The following is a 20248-nucleotide window of genomic DNA, read 5'->3' on the forward strand; positions in this document are numbered from 1 at the left end:
TCATTTTTTTGTATAAACCAGCGCCAATTGAGTCCCGGGCCTTCCTCCGCCTAGGCTCCTTGTCGGCATGGACCACCGGGTCTGCCGATAACGAGAAAAACGGGACAGGGAGGCTGGGATGGCGAGCGAGATTCAGACGCGCGTGCTGCGCAAGATCACATGGCGCATCGTTCCGTTCATCATGCTGCTCTACTTCGTGGCCTTCATCGACCGCGTCAATATCGGCTTCGCTTCGCTGACGATGAACAAGGACATCGGCCTGTCGCCGACCGTCTACGGTTTTGGCGCCGGCATCTTCTTCTGGGGCTACTTCCTGTTCGAGGTGCCCTCCAACATCATCCTGCACAAGGTCGGTGCGCGGATCTGGATCGCGCGGGTGATGATCACCTGGGGCATCGTCTCGGCCGCGATGGCCTTCGTGCAGGGCCCGACCAGCTTCTATGTGCTTCGCTTCCTGCTCGGCGTCGCCGAGGCCGGGTTCTTTCCCGGCATCATCCTCTATCTCTCCTACTGGTTCCCGGCGCGCCAGCGTGCCGCGGTGACCGCGCTGTTCATGGCGGCGGCGCCGCTCTCGACCGTGCTGGGCTCGCCAGTCTCCGGCGCGCTCCTGGAGATGGACGGAATGCTCGGCTTCAAGGGCTGGCAATGGCTGTTCGTGCTGGAAGCGTTTCCGGCCGTGCTGCTCGGCTTCGTCGTGCTGGCATTCCTCACCGACCGCCCGGAGAAAGCCAAATGGCTCGCGGATGACGAGCGGCGCTGGCTGGTCGAGACCATGAACGTAGAGAGCACCAGCAAGGCTGCGACCTCGAAGCATAGCATCTGGCGCGGGCTCGCCGATCCGCGCGTGCTGGCGCTGGCGCTGATCTATTTCGGCACTTCGGCCGGGCTCTACACGCTCGGCGTCTGGGCGCCGCAGATCATCAAGCAGTTCGGCCTGTCCACGCTCCAGGTCGGGTTCCTCAATGCGCTGCCGGCGAGCGCCGCCGTCGTCGCCATGGTGCTGTGGGCGCGGCATTCGGACCGCACGGGCGAACGCACCTGGCACGTCGTGCTGGCCTGCCTGCTCGCGGCCGCGGGACTTGCGTTTGCCGGACTTGCGACCGGCGTCGTGACCGTGCTGGTCGCGCTGACACTCGTCAATATCGGCATCTCCTCGGCAAAACCGCCGCTCTGGAGCATGCCGACGCTGTTCCTGTCGGGCCCTGCGGCCGCAGCCGGCATCGCCACGATCAATTCGATCGGCAATCTCGGCGGCTTCGTCGGTCCCGCCATGATCGGGTGGATCAAGGAGCAAACCGGCAGCTTCGTCGGCGGGCTCTACTTCGTCGCCGGCCTGCTCGTTCTCTCCGCGGTCCTGACCCTGCTATTGTCGCGCGTGAAGACCGCGCCCGTCGAACTCGTCACACAATCCCATTGATATCTGAAACGGAGCACCCCATGCGCACCCATTCGATTGCAGCGATCCCCGCCGACGGCATCGGCCCCGAAGTCATCTCCGCCGGCGTTCGCGTGCTGGAGGCGCTGGCCAAACGCAGCGGCGATCTCGCCTTCAACATCAAAACCTTCGACTGGGGCTCGGACTATTACAAGAAGCACGGCCTGATGATGCCGGCTGACGGCCTTGCCGAGCTCAAGAAATTCGACGCGATCTATTTCGGCGCGGTCGGCGCGCCCGACGTGCCCGATCACATCACGCTGTGGGGCCTGCGGCTGCCGATCTGCCAGGGCTTTGATCAATACGCCAATGTGCGGCCGACCAAGATCTTGCCGGGCGTCGCCTCGCCGCTGCGCAATGTCGGCGTCGGCGATCTCGACTGGGTGATCGTGCGCGAGAATTCGGAGGGCGAGTATGCCGGCATGGGCGGCCGCGCCCACAGGGGTCTCCCCGAGGAGGTCGGCACCGAGGTCGCGGTGTTCACCCGAGTCGGCGTGACGCGGATCATGCGCTACGCGTTCAAGCTCGCGCAGTCGCGGCCGCGCAAATTCCTGACGGTCGTGACCAAGTCGAACGCTCAGCGGCACGGCATGGTGATGTGGGACGAGATCGCCGCCGAGGTCGCGGCCGAATTCCCTGATGTCACCTGGGACAAGATGCTGGTCGACGCCATGACCGTGCGCATGACGCTGCATCCCAAGAGCCTCGACACCATCGTGGCGACCAACCTGCACGCCGACATCCTCTCCGACCTCGCCGGCGCGCTGGCCGGCAGCCTCGGCGTGGCGCCGACCGGCAACATCGATCCGGAGCGCCGCTTCCCCTCGATGTTCGAGCCGATCCACGGTTCGGCCTTCGACATCACCGGCAAGGGCATCGCCAACCCGGTCGCGACGTTCTGGACCGGCGCGCAGATGCTGGAGCATCTCGGCGAGAAGGACGCTGCAATTCGATTGATGGCGGCCGTCGAACGCGTCTGCGCGGCCGGCGTCCTGACGCCCGATGTCGGCGGCAAGGCGACGACACGGGAAGTGACCGACGCCGTGATCGACGCGATCCACGGATCGAACGCTTAAGATCGCAGCCTCTAATTGAGGTTAGTCTTGCGGCAGATTCGCTGCACTTCTCCCGCTTGCGGGGGAGGTCGACGCGCGAAGCGCGGCGGGTGAGGGCCCTCTCCTCTCGGGGTTCTCGATCGCGGAGGCACCCTCTCCCCACGCCGCTCCCGCACGGGAGAGGGAGCGCACCGCCGCCGTGGTCGCGATGAGACCAGGCTTCTACCTCCGCCCAGCAGGCGGAGTTGCCATCGCCGCAGCCGGCGCGGGCGGCGCCAGATGGCGCGGGACGATGATGGACTGGCCGGGGGTGAGCTGTGCGTTCTCCGCCAGCGAATTGCTCTGCGCGAGCGACCACAGCGGCACGCGATTGGCTGCGGCGATACTCTCCATGGTGTCGCCCCGGCGCACCGGTAGACGCACGCCGCTATCCCACAATTCGACCAGCGTATTCGCAGGCACGAGATAACGCAGCGGCACGGCATCGATTTGAGTCTGGGGCGGGATCCGCGGCAATTGCGTGACCATCTCGATGATCTGACGATGAATGTCGTCGGACTTCTCGATGTTGATGTGCGAGACCCGCGAATTCTCCTTCAGGTCGTAGCTCGCATAATGACCGCGATAGCCCGGCACGGCCACCACGTTGCCACCGCCGAGCACGCTGTCGGAGAGGAAGATGTTGATGAAGCGCTCGACATTGAGCGGCACGTCGCCGGTCGCATGCGCGGGATCGATGGTGATGACGAGGCTGATCGGGATGTTCTCCTTGGCCGCCATCTCGGAGATGACGATCGAGCACAGCCCCCCCATCGAATGCCCGATCAGCACGATCGGCGCCGGTGCCTCCTTGTAGCTGGAGATAGCGCGGTCACCGATCCATCGGCAGATGGTGAATTCATAGACGTTGGCCGAAAAGCCGGCCTGCGTCAGCTTCTCTTCGAGCCGGTCCATACCGGTGGAGAAGAACGGCCCCATGGCGCCGCGGAAGAGGTAGATTTTCGGCGGCGCCAGTGGCTCGAACGGTGGGGGCGGTGGCGCGGCGGGCGCGGCCGCAATGGGCTTCGATTTGGCGGGTGAGGCAACGGCCACGCCGGGGCTTAGGGCGAGCAGCGCAACCGCTGCCAGCACGACTGGTCGCCTCAAATCCATCATCAGTCCAGCAGTCCCACCACGAGAGGCAGCAGCCTCCCCCGGGGGCTTAATGACCACCGATTGGGTGGATTTTGGGGCACGGAACCGGCCCCTGCGGAAACTCGACCACGCGCCTCGCTTTTGCCGGGGCCGTCCGCGAGCTTAAAGCGGCAGAATCAAGCTGCACCACAAACCGGAGCTGGCCCGCAACGCGTTCGAGGAAGGGCTGCGTTATGATTCGCCGGTGCAGACGTTCTTTCGCACCACCTCGCGCGATGTCGAGATCGGCGGCGGCGTGATCCCCGCACACCGCAAGGTGCTGCTGTTCATGGCCTCCGCCAATCGCGACCCCGCGCGCTGGGACAGACCAGACCGCTTCGACGTCGAACGGCTCGCGACCGGGCATGTCGGTTTCGGCGCCGGCATCCACGCCTGCGTCGGCCAGATGATCGCACGTCTGGAGGGCGAATTGATCTTCAGCGAGCTCGCAAGGCGCGTGAAGACCATCGAGCTCACGGCAGAGCCGAGGCGCAGACTTAATAATTCCCTGCGTGGGCTTGAGAGTATGCCCGTGCGGGTGACGGCCGCCTAGAACGGATTGACGTAATTGGTGATCGCAATCTGGCGCAGCAGCACCTTGCGGATGATATGCGCCAGCTTAACGTGTTCGGTATGAATCGCCGCATCGCCGGTGCTGCCGGCCGGCAGTGCTGCGCAGTCGCTTCGTCGAGCGGTCCAGAGCGTGCCGTCATTGTCGAAAGTCGCGATGCGCTGCTCGACGGGGATAAGTCGCCGCCGCCTTGCGTCGCGACGCGCGTGACGAAATCGGTAATGGACCTTTTGACCGCGCCGTCGTTCCAGGACGGCAGCGGATCAGACTGGGCGAGCGCGAGAGGGGCCGCGACGACGACCAGCCACGCCACGAAGAAGGCTTGCCGGACGCCAACACGGAGCAACGCAAACATTGAATCGTCCAGTCGAATTCGAGGCCACGCAAAACGAAGTCATCCGGCCCGCCCGTGGGCGAGCCGGATTCGATGCAGCGTCGCTTATTTTATCCCGCGCTGCTGAAGCTGCTGCTCGATGAGCTGATTCACGCCCGAGCGGATCTTGTCGATGCTCTGCGCCCGTTGACCGGCCTTCGCCCTGTTGTCCTTGATGTCGTCGAGTTGCTCCTCGAGGATCGTTGCCGGCACGAAACTCGGCGGGAACGAGCGTGGCGGAAACTCCTTGAACGTCATTACAAAGGCGCCGACGTCGTCCATGGCACCATAGACCTGTCCGACGTGGTTCAACTGCCAGTCCCAGAAGGTGTTGGACGTGATATCGGCGCGTTCGAATGGATCCTGCAACAGATTGAAAATCTTCTGCAGGCGCAGTTTGGTGAACGGTTCCGCCCACACCTGCATAGTGCCCGGAGATCGCTGTTCGGCGTAGACGTACTTGTAGTCGCCCTTGCGCAGCGCCACCAGCAGGCCGTCGTCGTCCGCATAGAAGAACTTGTCGCGCGCGCTCTTGGTCCCGTTGTTGTTTCCGGCGGTACCGCTGACACCGCGCAGGAAAGCGGTCTGGTCGAACCCGTCGAGGTGCACTTTGTAATTGACGCCGTTGGCGGTGTAACCGGCCTTGAGTTTGTTGACGATATCGGGCTCGCCGGCCGCCGCGCAAAGCGTGGGTATCCAGTCGTTGTGGCTCATCAACTCGTTGGTAACCGTGGCGGGCTTGATCACGCCGGGCCAGCGGACCAGACATGGCACCCGGAAGGCACCCTCCCAATTGGTGTTCTTCTCCGAGCGGAACCAGGTCATGGCACCGTCCGGCCACGAGTTCATGTGGGGGCCGTTGTCGCTCGAATAGACAACGATGGTGTCGTTTGCGAGCCCCATGTCGTCCAGCGCCTTGAGCAAGCTACCCACGGTGTCGTCGTGCTCCAGCATGCCGTCGATGTACTCGCTGTCGCCGTGGGTGTAGCGGCCCCGGTGATCGGTGCGCACATGCGTGCGAAGATGCATGCGCGTTGCATTGAACCAGCAGAAAAATGGCTTGCCTGCCGATTTCTGCCGATTGATGAAATCGATCGCCGCGGCCGAGGTTTCGTCGTCGATCGTTTCCATGCGCTTCTTGGTGAGCGCTCCGGTATCTTCGATGGTCTGCTTGCCGATCTTGCCGAAGCGCGGATCGACGGTGGGATCGTCGCGGTCGGTCGCCTTGCATTTTAGAACGCCCCGCGGGCCAAACTTGGCGAGGTAGGACGGTTCCTTCGGATAGTCCGGCAGTTCCGGCTCTTCCTCGGCGTTGAGATGGTAGAGATTGCCGAAAAACTCGTCGAAGCCGTTCACGGTCGGCAGCGACTCGTTGCGATCGCCGACGTGGTTCTTGCCGAACTGCCCGGTTACATAGCCGAGGTTCTTCAAGAGCCCGCCGATCGAGGGATCGAGCTGGCTCATGCCCATCGGGGCACCGGGAAAGCCGACCTTGGTCAGCCCGCTGCGGATGCCATGCTGGCCGGTCAGAAAGGCGACGCGACCCGCCGTGCATGACTGCTCGCCATAGTAATGGAGAAACTTGATCCCCTCACGGCCGATGCGATCGATGCTCGGCGTCTCGTAGCCCATCAGGCCATTCGAATAGGCGCTGATGTTCGCGACACCGACATCGTCGCCCCAGATCACCAGAATATTGGGTTTGCGGCCGGACGCCGGCGCAGCAGGCGCCGGTGCCGGAGCGGCCGGCGCGGCTTTCTGGGCTTGCGCCAAGGCACTGGAAGTCAGCGCCGCCGCTGCCACCAGGGTGGATGTTCCAAGCAGGATATTGCGACGATTGACGGCACGGCTACCGGTATCGTCGGTGACGCCTTCGCTATGGTTTTTATTCTTATCTTCGCTGGACATTTCAACTCTCCGCTGGTTGCACGACGGCAAAATCAACAGGTAGGTGAGCTCCTGACGACGCACCTGAACCCGAGGTGGCTGGTGGAGGTATCGATCGCCTCGGCATGCCGCGCCGCCGGGCGATAACGGCGGCAATAGTTTGGCGCGCACAGATGCGAACCGCCCTTGATCACCTTGCGCGGAATTTTGATATTCGGTTGGCTATGGTCGAAGCTCGCCTCTTCGCGACCGCCGCGCGGGTTTTCCGGAATGCAACACGACTTCGGCGCGTCGGCCTCGTGCTTCGGAGAATACCAATCGGCCGTCCATTCCCAGACGTTGCCGATCATGTCGTGGACACCGTAACCGTTCGACGGAAAAGCCGTCACCGGCGAGGTGCGCTCGTAGCCGTCGGCGTTGAGGTTCTGTCCGGGAAATTCACCCTGCCAGGTGTTGGCCATATGTGCGCCGCCGGGCAGAAATTCGTCACCCCAGGCAAACTCGGCGCCGTCGAGACCGCCACGCGCACAAAATTCCCATTCGGCCTCGGTCGGCAGATCCTTGCCCGCCCATTGCGCGTAGGCGAGCGCGTCGGAGAACGACACATGCACGACCGGATGGTGATCGAGCACATTGATGTTGCTCTTCGGCCCATAGGGGTGGCGCCAGTCGGCGCCTTTCATGAAATCCCACCACTGGCTCCAGTCGCGCAAATTAGCCACCCGTGGCGGCGGCGAGAACACCAGCGAGCCGGCGTAGAGCATGTGCGGCAGCGCGCCGGGATAATCCTTCGGGTCGGGCGGAATCTCGGCAAACGTCCGGTGGCCAGTCGCCCTGATGAATTCCTTGAACTGGAGGTTCGTCACCGGTGTGCGGTCGATCCAGAAGCCATCCACCGTCACGAGGTGGACCGGCGCCTCTTCGGGATAATGATGGTTCGATCCCATACGGAACGTGCCGCCGGGAATCCGAACCATCTCATTGGTCCGGCTATCCTGCAACGGTCGTTCGTTCAGCCCGATCTCGGTACGCAGCAACGTCATGGGCACCGGCTCCAGACGATGGCCCGCTACCGGCAGTAATCCCAGAAGCCCTGCGTGCGCGACGGGTCCGTGTAGTACCAGCACATGCCAGGAGCGGGAGCAGCGCCCGCCCAAGCAGCGGCCGTAGCGGCGGTTACAAAGCCGATCGCAGCGCCGGCAGCGATGGCTCCGCCCCTGGGCCAATAGTACCGACCGGGCCGTGCCCAGCGTACGCCGCCACCGGCATAGCCCGGACGCACTACGGCGCCCCGGCGCACCACGGTGCGGCTTGCCACGCCGCCGCGCGGCCCTACGACGGTGGTCCGGCGCACCGCGCCGCCACCGCGACGCACAACGACGTCGATGAGAGAACTCTCCTGCTTGATCTGGTATCCCAGCACACCGGCTGGGCCGGCATTGATGGCGGAGGCCGTCGGCCCGGTGACCGCAAGGACCGTCAGGCCAAGAGCGATTGCTACGCTCGAACGGCGGATTACCGTTATTTTTACAAGACTTCTTACGACCGATCGCATTTCAGACGCCCTTCCATATTTCAGTCTTAAGTTGAACCACCGCGCGTATTGGCCAGTATCCTTTCCCGACTTCTTTTGGATTGCCATGGGTTTTCAGCGTAACAGAAGTCCGCGAGCATGTGATGTACGATTTGTGCCATTTTTTAGCACTCGCTCTAAAATTGAGATGTCGTTGTCGCGTCGGAATGTCGCATAGAAATAACCGGACTCCGATTTGCGATCATGCATTGCGCCTTGGGGAATCGAGGTAGGCAAATGCGACATCGTGTTACCGCCGCACTTGCGGTCGGCGCGCTGCTTTGCCTGAACGATGCACCGGCCAACGCGGCCGAAGGCGGCATCGGCGCCTACCTATGGGATCGCGCTCGAACGGCGCCGGAGTGGGCAGTAACCAAATATCTCAGCAAGCAATTCACCATCGGCCTGGTCGGCTATTATTACCAGCAACTCACGCCCGACACCGGCACGGGCCGCGGGCCTTGGATCGTTCGAGGGACGGGTGGTCGCGCTCGGCGGCGCCATTGGCTACACGTTTGAAATCGGCAAGCTGCCGGTCTCGACGCGGCTCAAGGTCTTTCGCGAGTTCGACGCCGTCAACCATCTGGAGGGAACGGCGGGCTTCTTCACGGTGTCGTTGCCGCTCGCCATCGATGCCTCGGTTTCATCCGCCACCACGGGGAAAGCCATCAAGGCGAGGTTCTGAGGTCGGACAGAACCGATGGGGCAGTCCACACCGATACAAGTCCGCGGTCCGCGGCTCTCAGAGAAACATCGTGCAAATCGACCGCGGACGCATGCGCGGTCAACTCACCCACACCCGCACGCGACGAGCATCACGGCAGGTACGAAGGAGGCGCGTCGCGGTCATCTCGTTTTCGTCGGGCCGGTGGCCTTTCTTCAGCGAAGGCGATTGTGTGACGTTCGCTCCGCTATCCAAAACGGCGATCCAGCTAGTTCCTGGCCGGAGCCATTGCCGCCGCCGACCGTGCCGGCCTGGGCCTGCCGGGCTCGGCAACCGGAGCGGGTGCGCGCGAGTGCATGATTGCGGCGTCGATCTCGGCAATCACGCGGCGCTGGATCGCCTCGTTCTTGTCGATCGAGATGTGGCCGACGCCGGACCCGCGGACGTCGACATTGTCGAGCTTGCCGCGGAAACCGTCCGCGCGCTTCACCGGTTCGCCGGGGCCGTCGCCGATATAGATGTTGATGTAGCGCTCCGCGCCGGTCGAGAGCTTGGTCTTGAACACGGAGTCGAGCCCGATCGCGAGCTTCACGGGAACGCCAAGACGGTTGAGCTTGGCGATCATGTCCGGCAGCGCCGTCGCGCCGGAGGAGTGCCCGACCAGCACGATGGTCTTGAGCCGCCCGGCCTTGTAGGCGATGGCGGCTTCATCCGCGAGCGAGGACCAGGACACAAAATTCGAGACGGTCACCGGGATGCCCTGCGCCTGGAGCCGGGCGCCGATCGTGTCCAGACCGAGCGAGAAGATGTTGAGCACGCCGCGGAGCAAGTAGACATGCGTGGTCGCGGCCGCGGACTGGCTCGGAGCCGCGTGGGCGGTGGTCGGGCTCATGGCAACAGCTGACAGCAGGAGCAGGCTCATCGCCCACACACGGAGAGCGGACAACTGGCTGGTGCCGGCGGTGTGACGGCCGTTCGGTCTCATCGATCTTTTCCCCGGGGAATACGCTTCGCGATTGGCCGGAATCGTAGCCATGGCCTGCTCGCAGACGCAACAAAGAGCCGCGTGAACGACGATCTTAGCAGCAAGCCGTGACCATCGCGCAACACTTGCCCGAAACCTGCCACGGAAGGGCCTGCTTTGAGACCATCTTTCTCTCGGCAATTGCAGCCGGGCAAGGGCATTCCTATCTGAGGGCTCCGCTGACCCGCCCTTCCCGGCTGGTTCCAGCCTCCCCTCCCCAGCATTCAGCCCCTCAGACTTGCGGCCATCATGTCCTCCATCATTTCCGTCGCCAATTTGTCGAAGACCTATGGGTCCGGCTTCAAGGCGCTCAACAACGTCAATCTCGACATCAAGCCCGGCGAAATCTTCGCATTGCTCGGTCCCAACGGCGCCGGCAAGACCACGCTGATCTCGATCATCTGCGGCATCGCCAATCCGAGCGAAGGCAAGGTTCTGGTCGGCGGCGAGAACATCCAGACCTCCTATCGCAAGGCGCGCTCGCTGATCGGGCTGGTACCGCAGGAATTGCATACCGATGCCTTCGAGAGCGTGTGGGCGACCGTGAGCTTCTCCCGCGGCCTGTTCGGCAAGCCGAAGAATCCTGCGCATATCGAGAAGGTGCTGAAGGACCTCTCGCTGTGGGACAAGAAGGACAGCAAGATCATCACGCTCTCCGGCGGCATGAAGCGCCGCGTGATGATCGCGAAAGCGCTGTCGCACGAGCCGCAGATCCTGTTCCTGGACGAGCCCACCGCCGGCGTCGACGTCGAGCTGCGCAAGGGCATGTGGGAAGTGGTGCGCACGCTTCAGCAATCCGGCGTCACCATCATCCTGACCACGCATTACATCGAGGAAGCCGAGGAGATGGCCGACCGCATCGGCGTCATCAACAAGGGTGAGATCGTGCTGGTCGAGGACAAGGCCACCTTGATGCAGAAGCTCGGCAAGAAGCGGCTGACGCTGCATCTGCAAGGCAAGCTCGATGCGCTGCCGGAGAGCCTTGGCCAGTACGAGCTCGACCTCTGCGATGGCGGCGCGACGCTGGTCTACGACTACGACACCAAGGGCGAGCGTACCGGCATCACCAGCCTGCTCGGCGACCTCCGCACCGCCGGCATCCGCTTCAACGATCTCGACACGACCCAATCGTCGCTCGAGGACATCTTCGTCGACCTCGTGAGGGCGTCATGAACTACCGGGCTGTTCGCGCCATCTATCTGTTCGAAATGGCGCGCACCTGGCGCACGCTGCTGCAAAGCATCGTCTCGCCGGTGGTCTCGACCTCGCTGTATTTCGTGGTGTTCGGCGCCGCGATCGGCTCACGCATCAGCCAGGTCGAGGGCGTCAGCTACGGCACCTTCATCGTGCCGGGGCTGATCATGCTCTCGGTGCTGACGCAGAGCATCGCCAACGCCTCGTTCGGAATCTACTTCCCGAAATTCACCGGCACGATCTACGAGATCCTGTCGGCGCCGATCTCCTATTTCGAGATCGTGCTCGGCTATGTCGGCGCGGCCGCGACCAAGTCGATCATCCTCGGCCTGATCATCCTCGCCACGGCCGGCCTGTTCGTGCCGCTGCACATCCATCATCCGGTCTGGATGCTGGCCTTCCTGGTGCTGACGGCGGTGACGTTCAGCCTGTTCGGTTTCATCATCGGCATCTGGGCCGACGGCTTCGAAAAGCTGCAGATGATCCCGATGCTGGTGGTGACGCCGCTGACCTTCCTCGGCGGCAGCTTCTATTCCATCGACATGCTGCCGTCCGCCTGGCGCACGGTGGCGCTGCTCAATCCGGTCGTTTATCTGATCTCCGGCTTCCGCTGGAGCTTTTACGAGATCGCCGATGTCAGCGTGTCTGTCAGCGTCGGCATGACGACGGCGTTCCTGATGATCTGCCTGGTCCTGATCTGGTGGATTTTCCGGACGGGATATCGGTTGAAGAATTGACCCTGGCCGTCATTCCGGGGCGCGCGCGCCCCGGAATTGCCAGCGGCTACCGATAGCAGTGGAAGCGGTGGTACCCGTCGTAATAGCCGCGGCAGCGTCGATGGCCGCGATGGGGAATGCCGAACACACCCTCGACCGCGCCAACGGCACCGCCGACACCGGCGCCGACGACGCCTCCGACTGCACCGCCCACCGGGCCGGCAATACGATTGCCTTCATAGGAGCCTTCCTGGGCGCCGCGCACGATACCCTGGGCGTGGCCAGCTTGCGGCAGCGACAATAGCGCGAGGAGGATGGCGGCGGCTGCGAGCAGCAGGCGGAGGGGCAGACCCGCCGGCAATGACGCGGCGGCGATGCGGGCTTTGTTCATCTTCAATCCCAAGGAAAATATAAAGGGTAACGGCGGCGGGCGCCGCCAGTCGAGCGTGGCCACAGTCAACGCACCGAGCGGCCAAATGGTTGCGCCATTGTGACGAATTGTCGGCGTTGTGAACGCATCCCCGCTCGCGAAAATGTCAGCACCGCCGCTGGCTTTGCGGCACAAAGCGGCCTTGCTTACGCCGGGCGTCCCGTTAACGATGGGCGAGGCAGGCCGCTGGAACGAAAGCCGGATTGCAGGCATAGTGCACGCCGGGGACGGAGAGCCGCGGCGCCTAGCGTGAACAGGCCGGAGGCCAGAAGTCAGATGCGTTCGTTTTTTATTGTTTTCACCTCGCTGATGCTTTTGACCGCGGGCACCGCGCAAGCCAAGGTCGAGATCACCATCGACAAGGACAATCAGCAGATGACCGTCGCCGTCGACGGCGTCGCCCGCTACCACTGGCCGGTGTCCACAGGCATCCCCTCGCGCGAGACGCCAAACGGCGCGTTCCGCACCTTCCGCATGGAAGAGGATCACTACTCCAAGGAATTCGACGACGCGCCGATGCCGCACGCGATCTTCTTCACCAAGGTCGGGCATGCCATCCACGGCACGGACTCGGTCGGCCGGCTCGGCTCGCCCGCCTCCCACGGCTGCGTACGGCTGTCGCGCCAGAATGCCACGACGCTCTACGCGCTGGTGCAGCAGCAGGGCGTGCTTAACACCACGGTGACGCTGACAGGATCGGCGCAGGTGGCGCTCGCGCGCAATCCGCGCGGCCGCAACCCCACAGCGGTGGCCCGCGCACCGCAGCCGGCCGAAGAGCAGTACGCCACATCAGGCGATCCCGTGAACCTGACGCCGCCGGCCGCACCCGCCCGCCGCTACATGCCGCAGGACGACAATTACATCTATCCCGCCGACGGGAGTGACAACGGCGCGCGCTATCCCGCGCCGCGCGCGACGAGCCGCCCGCTCTACGACGCGCAGGTCTATCAGCAACAGCCGCAGCAATACTACAATCAGGGCAACGGCCAGCAGGGCAACTACTACCAGCCGCAGCCCCGGCAGGTTTATCAGCCGCGCGGCTATTACTACCAGAACTGACGCTATCTGAACGCGGCGTTGCCGCGCTCGACGATTTTTCGCGCCGCTTGGACGAAGGCACGGGCGACCGGCTCGAGGAGCTCGGGCCCGGTCGCGGCGAGATCGTCCGACGGCGTGTGGAAAGTCCGATGGCGGCCGGCCATGCCGAGGAAATTGGCGTAGCCCGCCGCATGCACGTCTCGTAATTCGCCGACCGCCTGCTTCTCAGTCACCAGCCGTTTTGCGTCGACCTTGGCGAAGGCTTCATCAGTCAGCGCGACGGCGGATTTGCTCAGCACGAGATAACGCTCCTCCTCAGGCCGATCGGTGCCGGCGCCCTCCGCGAAGGCGTAGCAGGCGTTCGATGAGCCGAAGTGAATCCACGCCAGTGTTTCCTTCGGCGCGGGCGCTCCGTTCTTCAGGAACAGCTCCATGCCGCCATGGCCGATCTCATGGCCGATCTCATGGCCGATCTCATGGCCGATCTCATGGCCGGCGGTCGCGATGAAGACGACATGCGCCGGCCATTTTTCGGCAGCGACCGTGCGCGCCAGCGCAAGGAAGTTGGCAATGCCGGGGCCACGTTCGCACACGCAGCTGTACAGCCGGTCATCGGCGTCGAAACGACGATGGTCGGCCGCCCGGCGCCGATCTCGGCGATGATATTGCGGCTGGCGACATCACGCTCATAATGGCCTTTGACGTCCAGTGTCACTGGCGCGCCTGACGCAAGCGCCCGCTCGAACGTACCGCGCGCCTTGGCGCCGACCACGACCACCGGCACCGGCCGAGGCGCATCTTCCTGCGTGACGTTGTAGGCGAAACGGTCATCCGCGGGATTGCCGATCGTCAGCAGGATGGCCGCCGGCTTCTTCGCCGCGGCCTCCGTGATCGCCGTGCGATGGACAGGACCGAGATAGGCGCCACGATCGAACGGCAGATCGAGCAAAAGGATTTTTCCGCCGACATCACCGTCGCGGGCGAGCGGTGCGGCGAGGTGAAAGCTCGCTCTGTCCTCCGGCGGCCACCAGAACGGCGTCGCCTCGACAGACGTGCCGGCCACTTCCGCGCTGCCCTGCTCGACGACATACTGCCGGCCAAGCACGACGGGCTGGGATCTGACCTCGAATCCGGCGGCCTTGAGCTCGGCGGCGATCCACTCGCCGGTGGCGCGATCGCCGGGCGAACCGAACCGGTGCAGACCTAAGGACGCATAACGCGTCACGTCTTCATAGAGGCTCGCACCCGAAAGCACATCCTTGGCTGCCGCCTGCCCGGCCATAAGAACCGCCACGATCGCGATGAACATATGCCGCATGTGGGTTGCTCCCGGTGCCGATCATTTTTTCTTGGCGGCCAGTTTCGGCCCTCCGCGGCCGTCGTCAACCGCCCTCGACGAATCAAATCACTGCCGCGCTGGATGGACGCGGGCAGGATCCGACAGGAACCGCGGGGACAGAAGCGCCTCGCAATCGGGCCCAAGCGCGGAAATCGCGCCAGCCTGTGCACGGATTGAGCACTCGGACGACGCAGGAAAGCAACAGTCCCCAACCTTCAACGCTGCGGCGTTCCGGCCAAATTGACAACCAGTAGGTCGCCCGTATTGTCATTCTGATTGTTTCTGGGACATGACATGACACGCGAGCAGATTTCGGATTTCTGCGTTACCGCCCTGGCGAATATCCTGCGAATTTCGAGGGACCGAGTTGACATCGGCACGAAATTCAATCGTCTCGGCCTCGATTCGGCGATGTTGGTCTACCTGATGATGGAACTCGAGGAGAAGCTCGACCTCGAACTGTCGACGGACGACTTTTACGACCATCCGACCGTTGAGGCCTTGTCGCGATTTCTCGCTGACAAGCGTGCAATCCGCCCCGCCGCCTGAGGGCGGCTGAAGTCGGCGCAATCCACATGGAAACCTTCCGCTCGCTGGTGGCACTGCTGGCCCGGCGTGCGGCGGAGCAGGCCAGCGACCGTGCCTATGTCTTCGTCTCCGATCGCGGGACGGAGGAAGCTGTGCTCACCTTCCGCCAGCTGCATGACTCCGCATCTACGCTTGCGTCGCGCCTGACCGCGGCCGCACGGCCCGGCGACCGCGCCATCCTGGTGTTTCCGCCGGGCATCGAATTCATGGTGGCGTTCTTCGGCTGCCAGATGGCCGGCATCATCGCCGTGCCGATGATGATGCCGCGGCGAAACAGCGCGCGCGATGCCAGCGCCGCTATCCTCGCCAATTGCACGCCGGTGCTGGCCCTGACCAATTCGGCCGTCGCGCTCCCTGGTGAACTGAGAGCACGCTTCGCGCAGGAGAACATTCGCTGGATCGAGGTCGATCTCGCCGTGGCCGACGGTGAGACATTCGAACTTCCCGAGCCGGCGCCTGACGACACCGCCTTCCTGCAATATACCTCCGGCTCTACCTCCGAGCCCAAAGGCGTGATGGTGAGCCACGCCAATCTGCTCGCCAATCTCGAGATGATCCGGATCGCGCTCGGCAACACCCGGCAATCGACTTACGTCAATTGGGTGCCGCTCTATCACGACATGGGGCTGATCCTGAACGCGCTGCAAGCACTCTATGTCGGCGCGACCTGCGTGCTGATGGCGCCGAACGCGTTCATGCAGCGGCCGCTCGGCTGGCTGCGCGCGATCTCGCACTATCGCGCGGAAGTCGCGTGCAGCCCGAACTTCGGCTTCGACCTCTGCGTCAACCGCTTCCGCGCCGATCAGATGGAGGGCATCGAGCTGTCCTCGCTCAGGATCGCGCTGAACGGCGCAGAGCCGGTGCATGCGGGAACCATCGAACGGTTCATCCAGACATTTGCGCCGCACGGCTTCGATCCGCGCGCGATGTATCCCGCCTACGGCATGGCGGAAGCGACGCTCCTGATTTCCGGCGGACACCGCGGCGGCGGTCATGTCACACGCAGCGTGAGCCGCACGGCGCTTCAGGCGCACGCGGCGGAGACGCCTTCCGATGCGGAAGACACGCAAGTCGCCGTCGGCTGCGGGCGCGCACTCACCGGCGAGCGGATCGCCATCGTGAACGCGGACGACCGCACACGCCTGCCCACCGACCGCGTCGGTGAGATATGGGTGAATGGCGCCAATATTGCCCGCGCCTATTGGCGCAACGACGAGGCGACGCGCGAGGGGCTCAATGCGCAGATTGCCGGCGAAGGCGGGCCGTGGCTGCGCACAGGCGACCTCGGCTTCGTCGACGTCACAGGCGAACTGTTCGTCACGGGTCGGATCAAGGACCTCATCATCATCCGCGGCATCAACCACTATCCGCAGGATGTCGAGCGCACGGTGCAATCGCTCGACGGAGCTTTGCGCGAAAACTGCGGCGCGGCGTTCTCGGTGCAGGACGAGAGCGGCGAAGAGACGCTCGTCATCGTCCAGGAGATCGAGCGCACCGCGCGCCACTCGATCGACACCGATGCGATCAAGGGCCAGATCCGCGAGGCTGTCGCCGACCACCACGAGCTCTCCGCGCGCCACATCGCGCTGATCCGTCCCGGCGCGCTGCCGAAGACCACCAGCGGCAAGATCCAGCGCAAGCTGGCGCGCAGGCTCTGGCTCGACGGTGGCTTCGAGGGGATCGGCTGAGCCGGCTCAGAAATCGATCTTCGCACCCTCCCCGTCGCGCAGGCTCGCTGCGATTCCCTGCTCGAGCTTGCGCGCGAGGATCGCGCGGTAGTGGATGAAGTCGGCAAAATTGGAGCGGTCGCGCGTGAGATCGTTGTCGACGCGATAGCTGATGAAATTGCTGCGCGGCCGGCCCGCGACCACCTGTTTCAGTGCGGCGTCGCAGGCGCTGCGCTCCAGGGCGGTTTCCGTACCGGGCTTCGGCACCGTGGTTGCGAGGGTCGGCGGCACGATGATCACGACGGGCACATCGACCGGCAATATCCTGACGGTATCTGCCAGCACAGCGATCTCGGGAAATGTCGCCCGCATCCCGGCGGACAAGGACGGCGCCGGATCCCTGGGCCAGCCGACTTCCTTGAATTGGCCCGGCGGCCAGATATCCTCGTAGCTGACAAAGCCGTCGGGGTTCATCCGTGGTCGCCGGCCGAGCCCGATACTGATCCGTTGAAAAGCCTGCTCGATCGCCTGCCAGGAGATCAGACGTGCAGCGTAAGTGACGACGCTTCTGTCATAGAGCCAGTCGGGAAACGGGACGCCGCCGACCTCCTTCGCCCGCGCATGCTCGCACCAGCCGGGGTCGGCCACGATCACCAGTGCGCCGACCTCCCGGTGATTCCGGAGGAAGAAGTCCAGCACCGCAAGCTCCTGGCGGGGAAATGCGCCGGTCATGTAGAGCTGCACGAATCGCAGGCCGGTCGCACGCGACAATTCCGTCGGCTCGATCATCTGCGCTGTCGAATTGCCCAGGATCGCAGCATTGAAATCCGGATTCCTGGCGCGGCTCGCGGCCGTGATTTGGGTGAGCCGATTGTCGACGCCGTCGATGCCGAGCAGGCCGAGCTTGCCGCTGTCATAGGGATCGACCGCCACCATCAGTGCGAGCACCAGCAGCGCAGCGCCGATCAGCGTGCCCAGGCACGCGAGCAGGCTCCGGCCCCAGCCGGGGTCGGTCTCAGAACTTGAAGTAGACGAAGTCATGGAGATCCCGACCACCCATGTGGAGCAGCAATGCGAATAGCCCAAGACCGAGCAGACCCGCGAGCCACGGATTGGGACGGCGCGTGAGCACCGCCACGATGTCCTGGCTCGCCGGCAGCAGGAAGGCGAACAGCGGCGCTGCAATCAGCGGCCACAAATGCTTTCCGCGCTCGAGCGGCAGCGGCGAAACCAGTCCGGCAAACACATGCCAGGCCGCTTCCACCGATCCCGCACGGAAGATCACGCCGGTCGCGAGCACGAACAGCACGGTAAGCGCCCAGCCGAGCCATGACGGCAAATCCGGGCCATAGCGGCGCCACAGCGTGCAGGCGACCAGCGCAAGCCCGTGCAGCACGCCCCACAGCACGAAGGTCCAACTCGCGCCGTGCCACAGGCCGCACAGCGCCATCGTGATCATCATCGCGGCGAAAAACTGGACGGGAAGCCAGCGCCGCGGCAGCAGGCGCAGATTGACCAGCGGATAGAACACGTAATCGCGCAGGAACAGCATCAGGGTGATGTGCCAGCGCTGCCAGAAATCCTGGATGTTGGTCGAGCGCAGCGGCGCATTGAAATTGTACGGCAGCTGCACGCCGAACAGCAGGCCAAGGCCGATCGCGATGTCGGAATAGCCGGAGAAATCGAACAGGATCTGGAAGGAGAAGCAGAAGGCGAGCCAGGCATCGCCGCTCGGGAGCGACCCGTTCGCTGCCTGGGTGTAGATGGGATCGAGCAGATGCGCGATGCCGTCGGCGATCACGACTTTCTCGAACAGGCCGATCGCAATGAAGCAGGTCGCGACGCAGAATTGACGCTGCCAGCCCGGCACGTAGACCTGCCTGCCGAACTGATGCATCACCTCCGACCAGCGCGCGAGGGGGCCGGCGATCGCCTGCGGGAAGAAGGCGATGTAGAGCGCGTAGCGGTCGAGCGCATAGAGCGGCGCTCTGCCGCGCTTCAGATCGACCAGATACATGATGTGGTGGAAGGTGAAGAAGGAAATGCCGAGCGGCAGCCCGATGTCGAGCGCCGGCAGCGTCATACCGAGCACGAGGCCGAGATTGGCGAGAAGGAAGTTGGCGTATTTGAACAGCGCCAGCACCGCGAGATCGAGCACGATCACGAGCGTCAGCAGCGTCGGCCACTTCACGCGCCCATAGGCGACCGAGGCAAGCCAATTGATCGCGATCGAGCCGATCAGGAGCAGGATGAAGGACGGGCTGCCCCAGGCATAGAAGGCGAGCGACAGCGCTACCTGCACACCGATGCGCAAATGCGGATAGGGATCGGCCAGGCGGTAGATCAGCAGCGCCGCCGGCAGGAAGACCAAGAGAAAGGGATAGTCGTTGAACAGCATGGGTTCAAAGCTGAGCCATCGCCGGCGTTGCGCCGGCCGATGATGCTCAGCCCGTTTCCAGGTCGGGCGTCGCGTCGCCCGGCTGCCGCGACATGCGCCGGGCGATCTTCGCCTCGCTGGGCACCTTGACGTCCCAGGCTAGTCCGAGCGCTTCCAGTGCGCGGATGAAGATAAAGCCGGGATCGAACTCGAACCAGCGCAGGCCGAAGGCCGCGGAATACGGAAAGGCATGGTGATTGTTGTGCCAACCCTCGCCCCAGGCGAGCCAGGCCATCACGCCGAGATTCCTGCTGTTGTCGTCACGGGTGACGAAGGGCTGCACGCCAAAGCTGTGCATGATGGAGTTGATGGCGGACATGGTCTGCTCGACCACGAACATGCGCACCACGCCGCCCCAGAGCAAGCCGGTCAGCGCGCCCCACAGGCTCATGGTGGCAAGGCCGCCGATCGCGGCCGGCAGCACCAAGCCGAGACCGACCCAAGTGTAATAGTAGCTGTTGACGGCAACCAGCCTGCGATCCGCCATCAGATCCGGGACATAGTGCGCGACGTTGGGATAATCGTGCGCGATCATCCAGGTCAGGTGCGCGTGCAGGAAGCCGCGCAGGCGGCCGAACGGGCCGTCGCCATGCAGCCGCGGCGAATGCAGATCGCCATCGTGATCAGACAATTCATGATGCCGGCGGTGCATTGCCGCCCAGGACAGCATGGGACCGCGGCCTGCCATCGATCCCATCACGGTCAGGATCGCGCTCATTGCCGTAGAGGTCGTGAAGGCGCGGTGGGTGAAGAGGCGGTGATAGCCGACGGTGAGGCCGAGGCCGGTGACCAGCCAGAAGCCGAAGAACAGGCCGAGCTCCATCGCGCCGATCGGGCGGTAGAACAGAAGGGCCAGTGCCACCAGCGTGCCGGCCAAGGGCAAAACGTCGAAAAGGATGAAATGCCGCCGCTGCATCCGATGAAAATGCCGGCTGCGGATAATGCGGTGATCGCGTTTCTGTTGCACGTCGGGATTCCAGGGCAGCTTCCATGAGTACATACCCGCCGGGCGAGCGCAACCCAAGCCACCCCCAAGGTTTCAACAGGCGCGAAAGCCTATAGAATGGACGCGCCGCGCCGAAAT

Annotated in this window: 20 protein-coding genes and 3 pseudogenes; 10 read left to right on the forward strand and 13 right to left on the reverse strand. The window is 63.9% G+C overall.

Annotated elements, in window-relative coordinates:
- Window positions 1-118: 118 nt before the first annotated feature.
- Window positions 119-1417 (forward strand): MFS transporter, encoded by a 1299-nt coding sequence (locus tag ABIB06_RS14610; protein ID WP_354049353.1) that lies wholly within the window; start codon window positions 119-121, stop codon window positions 1415-1417.
- A 20-nt stretch (window positions 1418-1437) separates the two neighbouring features.
- The gene (locus ABIB06_RS14615; protein ID WP_247442470.1) at window positions 1438-2511 is read left to right on the forward strand and encodes a tartrate dehydrogenase; all 1074 of its coding nucleotides are present in this window, start codon (window positions 1438-1440) and stop codon (window positions 2509-2511) included.
- Window positions 2512-2712: 201 nt separating this feature from the next.
- Here ABIB06_RS14615 and ABIB06_RS14620 read toward each other — a convergent pair whose 3' ends face one another.
- Window positions 2713-3645, reverse strand: coding sequence for a LysM peptidoglycan-binding domain-containing protein (locus ABIB06_RS14620; RefSeq protein WP_354049350.1), 933 nt, complete (start codon window positions 3643-3645; stop codon window positions 2713-2715).
- Between the two features lie 157 nt (window positions 3646-3802).
- Here ABIB06_RS14620 and ABIB06_RS14625 point away from each other — a divergent pair.
- Window positions 3803-4216 (forward strand): annotated as a pseudogene (locus ABIB06_RS14625) (cytochrome P450); the annotation flags it as partial.
- Here ABIB06_RS14625 and ABIB06_RS14630 read toward each other — a convergent pair.
- The 5 genes and pseudogenes from ABIB06_RS14630 to ABIB06_RS14650 form a co-directional block, all read right to left on the reverse strand.
- Window positions 4213-4338, reverse strand: a pseudogene (locus ABIB06_RS14630) (efflux transporter periplasmic adaptor subunit); the annotation flags it as partial. The pseudogenes ABIB06_RS14625 and ABIB06_RS14630 sit on opposite strands and share 4 nt — an antisense overlap.
- A gap of 21 nt (window positions 4339-4359) precedes the next feature.
- Window positions 4360-4589: pseudogene (locus ABIB06_RS14635) on the reverse strand (haloacid dehalogenase-like hydrolase); the annotation flags it as partial.
- An 84-nt stretch (window positions 4590-4673) separates the two neighbouring features.
- Window positions 4674-6515, reverse strand: coding sequence for an arylsulfatase (locus ABIB06_RS14640; protein ID WP_354049348.1), 1842 nt, complete (start codon window positions 6513-6515; stop codon window positions 4674-4676).
- A gap of 32 nt (window positions 6516-6547) precedes the next feature.
- Complete coding sequence (locus tag ABIB06_RS14645; RefSeq protein ID WP_502916538.1) at window positions 6548-7537, reverse strand: formylglycine-generating enzyme family protein; 990 nt, start codon at window positions 7535-7537, stop codon at window positions 6548-6550.
- Window positions 7538-7563: 26 nt separating this feature from the next.
- Window positions 7564-8049: a hypothetical protein gene (locus ABIB06_RS14650; protein WP_354049346.1), complete on the reverse strand. Its 486-nt coding sequence runs from the start codon at window positions 8047-8049 to the stop codon at window positions 7564-7566.
- 255 nt (window positions 8050-8304) lie between these two features.
- Here ABIB06_RS14650 and ABIB06_RS14655 point away from each other — a divergent pair, with 255 nt between their 5' ends.
- Window positions 8305-8586 carry a transporter gene (locus ABIB06_RS14655; protein WP_354068897.1) on the forward strand — a complete coding sequence of 94 codons (282 nt, stop codon included), beginning with the start codon at window positions 8305-8307 and terminating at the stop codon, window positions 8584-8586.
- Complete coding sequence (locus ABIB06_RS14660; protein WP_354049342.1) at window positions 8549-8752, forward strand: hypothetical protein; 204 nt, start codon at window positions 8549-8551, stop codon at window positions 8750-8752. Before ABIB06_RS14655 ends, ABIB06_RS14660 begins: the two co-directional genes overlap by 38 nt.
- Window positions 8753-8999: 247 nt before the next feature.
- On the opposite strand, the gene ABIB06_RS14665 is transcribed toward ABIB06_RS14660, so the two are convergent.
- Window positions 9000-9716 carry a hypothetical protein gene (locus ABIB06_RS14665; protein ID WP_247347676.1) on the reverse strand — a complete coding sequence of 239 codons (717 nt, stop codon included), beginning with the start codon at window positions 9714-9716 and terminating at the stop codon, window positions 9000-9002.
- Between the two features lie 288 nt (window positions 9717-10004).
- Between ABIB06_RS14665 and ABIB06_RS14670 the strand changes: the two genes are divergently transcribed.
- Both ABIB06_RS14670 and ABIB06_RS14675 read left to right on the forward strand, forming a co-directional pair.
- Window positions 10005-10928 (forward strand): ABC transporter ATP-binding protein, encoded by a 924-nt coding sequence (locus ABIB06_RS14670; RefSeq protein WP_354049340.1) that lies wholly within the window; start codon window positions 10005-10007, stop codon window positions 10926-10928.
- On the forward strand, window positions 10925-11686 hold the full coding sequence (locus tag ABIB06_RS14675; protein WP_247347682.1) for an ABC transporter permease: 762 nt from the start codon (window positions 10925-10927) through the stop codon (window positions 11684-11686). Before ABIB06_RS14670 ends, ABIB06_RS14675 begins: the two co-directional genes overlap by 4 nt.
- A 46-nt stretch (window positions 11687-11732) precedes the next feature.
- Here ABIB06_RS14675 and ABIB06_RS14680 read toward each other — a convergent pair whose 3' ends face one another.
- Window positions 11733-12056 (reverse strand): hypothetical protein, encoded by a 324-nt coding sequence (locus ABIB06_RS14680; RefSeq protein ID WP_247347869.1) that lies wholly within the window; start codon window positions 12054-12056, stop codon window positions 11733-11735.
- Window positions 12057-12371: 315 nt separating this feature from the next.
- Between ABIB06_RS14680 and ABIB06_RS14685 the strand changes: the two genes are divergently transcribed.
- A complete protein-coding gene (locus ABIB06_RS14685; RefSeq protein WP_247347684.1) occupies window positions 12372-13154 on the forward strand; it encodes a L,D-transpeptidase in 783 nt (260 codons plus the stop codon).
- A 2-nt stretch (window positions 13155-13156) separates the two neighbouring features.
- Here the strand turns inward: ABIB06_RS14685 and ABIB06_RS14690 are convergent, their stop codons facing one another.
- Window positions 13157-13567 carry a hypothetical protein gene (locus ABIB06_RS14690; RefSeq protein WP_354049337.1) on the reverse strand — a complete coding sequence of 137 codons (411 nt, stop codon included), beginning with the start codon at window positions 13565-13567 and terminating at the stop codon, window positions 13157-13159.
- The gene (locus ABIB06_RS14695; RefSeq protein WP_354068899.1) at window positions 13552-14451 is read right to left on the reverse strand and encodes a zinc-binding metallopeptidase family protein; all 900 of its coding nucleotides are present in this window, start codon (window positions 14449-14451) and stop codon (window positions 13552-13554) included. Before ABIB06_RS14695 ends, ABIB06_RS14690 begins: the two co-directional genes overlap by 16 nt.
- 315 nt (window positions 14452-14766) lie before the next feature.
- On the opposite strand from ABIB06_RS14695, the gene ABIB06_RS14700 reads away from it, so the two are divergent.
- Together ABIB06_RS14700 and ABIB06_RS14705 are read left to right on the forward strand one after the other, a co-directional pair.
- Window positions 14767-15021: an acyl carrier protein gene (locus ABIB06_RS14700; RefSeq protein ID WP_247347689.1), complete on the forward strand. Its 255-nt coding sequence runs from the start codon at window positions 14767-14769 to the stop codon at window positions 15019-15021.
- Window positions 15022-15047: 26 nt separating this feature from the next.
- Window positions 15048-16748, forward strand: coding sequence for a fatty acyl-AMP ligase (locus ABIB06_RS14705; RefSeq protein WP_354049332.1), 1701 nt, complete (start codon window positions 15048-15050; stop codon window positions 16746-16748).
- 6 nt (window positions 16749-16754) lie between these two features.
- On the opposite strand, the gene ABIB06_RS14710 is transcribed toward ABIB06_RS14705, so the two are convergent.
- The 3 genes from ABIB06_RS14710 to ABIB06_RS14720 are packed head-to-tail and all read right to left on the reverse strand — an operon-like array spanning window position 16755 to window position 20131.
- The gene (locus ABIB06_RS14710; RefSeq protein WP_354049330.1) at window positions 16755-17768 is read right to left on the reverse strand and encodes a hypothetical protein; all 1014 of its coding nucleotides are present in this window, start codon (window positions 17766-17768) and stop codon (window positions 16755-16757) included.
- Window positions 17743-19125 carry an MBOAT family O-acyltransferase gene (locus ABIB06_RS14715; protein ID WP_354049328.1) on the reverse strand — a complete coding sequence of 461 codons (1383 nt, stop codon included), beginning with the start codon at window positions 19123-19125 and terminating at the stop codon, window positions 17743-17745. Before ABIB06_RS14715 ends, ABIB06_RS14710 begins: the two co-directional genes overlap by 26 nt.
- Before the next feature lie 46 nt (window positions 19126-19171).
- Window positions 19172-20131 (reverse strand): acyl-CoA desaturase, encoded by a 960-nt coding sequence (locus ABIB06_RS14720; RefSeq protein WP_354049326.1) that lies wholly within the window; start codon window positions 20129-20131, stop codon window positions 19172-19174.
- Window positions 20132-20248: the final 117 nt, after the last annotated feature.

Origin of the sequence: Bradyrhizobium sp. LB8.2 (assembly GCF_040548035.1) — a bacterium.
In the GTDB taxonomy this organism is placed as follows: Bacteria; Pseudomonadota; Alphaproteobacteria; order Rhizobiales; family Xanthobacteraceae; genus Bradyrhizobium.

Excerpts from the sequence above, each read along its gene's own strand:
- ABIB06_RS14610 (WP_354049353.1), top strand. The coding sequence starts at position 119 with ATGGCGAGCGAGATTCAGACGCGCGTGCTGCGCAAGATCACATGGCGC.
- ABIB06_RS14615 (WP_247442470.1), top strand. The coding sequence starts at position 1,438 with ATGCGCACCCATTCGATTGCAGCGATCCCCGCCGACGGCATCGGCCCC.
- ABIB06_RS14620 (WP_354049350.1), bottom strand. The coding sequence starts at position 3,645 with ATGATGGATTTGAGGCGACCAGTCGTGCTGGCAGCGGTTGCGCTGCTC.
- ABIB06_RS14640 (WP_354049348.1), bottom strand. The coding sequence starts at position 6,515 with ATGTCCAGCGAAGATAAGAATAAAAACCATAGCGAAGGCGTCACCGAC.
- ABIB06_RS14645 (WP_502916538.1), bottom strand. The coding sequence starts at position 7,537 with ATGACGTTGCTGCGTACCGAGATCGGGCTGAACGAACGACCGTTGCAG.
- ABIB06_RS14650 (WP_354049346.1), bottom strand. The coding sequence starts at position 8,049 with ATGCGATCGGTCGTAAGAAGTCTTGTAAAAATAACGGTAATCCGCCGT.
- ABIB06_RS14655 (WP_354068897.1), top strand. The coding sequence starts at position 8,305 with ATGCGACATCGTGTTACCGCCGCACTTGCGGTCGGCGCGCTGCTTTGC.
- ABIB06_RS14665 (WP_247347676.1), bottom strand. The coding sequence starts at position 9,716 with ATGAGACCGAACGGCCGTCACACCGCCGGCACCAGCCAGTTGTCCGCT.
- ABIB06_RS14670 (WP_354049340.1), top strand. The coding sequence starts at position 10,005 with ATGTCCTCCATCATTTCCGTCGCCAATTTGTCGAAGACCTATGGGTCC.
- ABIB06_RS14675 (WP_247347682.1), top strand. The coding sequence starts at position 10,925 with ATGAACTACCGGGCTGTTCGCGCCATCTATCTGTTCGAAATGGCGCGC.
- ABIB06_RS14680 (WP_247347869.1), bottom strand. The coding sequence starts at position 12,056 with ATGAACAAAGCCCGCATCGCCGCCGCGTCATTGCCGGCGGGTCTGCCC.
- ABIB06_RS14685 (WP_247347684.1), top strand. The coding sequence starts at position 12,372 with ATGCGTTCGTTTTTTATTGTTTTCACCTCGCTGATGCTTTTGACCGCG.
- ABIB06_RS14690 (WP_354049337.1), bottom strand. The coding sequence starts at position 13,567 with ATGGAGCTGTTCCTGAAGAACGGAGCGCCCGCGCCGAAGGAAACACTG.
- ABIB06_RS14695 (WP_354068899.1), bottom strand. The coding sequence starts at position 14,451 with ATGCGGCATATGTTCATCGCGATCGTGGCGGTTCTTATGGCCGGGCAG.
- ABIB06_RS14700 (WP_247347689.1), top strand. The coding sequence starts at position 14,767 with ATGACACGCGAGCAGATTTCGGATTTCTGCGTTACCGCCCTGGCGAAT.
- ABIB06_RS14705 (WP_354049332.1), top strand. The coding sequence starts at position 15,048 with ATGGAAACCTTCCGCTCGCTGGTGGCACTGCTGGCCCGGCGTGCGGCG.
- ABIB06_RS14710 (WP_354049330.1), bottom strand. The coding sequence starts at position 17,768 with ATGACTTCGTCTACTTCAAGTTCTGAGACCGACCCCGGCTGGGGCCGG.
- ABIB06_RS14715 (WP_354049328.1), bottom strand. The coding sequence starts at position 19,125 with ATGCTGTTCAACGACTATCCCTTTCTCTTGGTCTTCCTGCCGGCGGCG.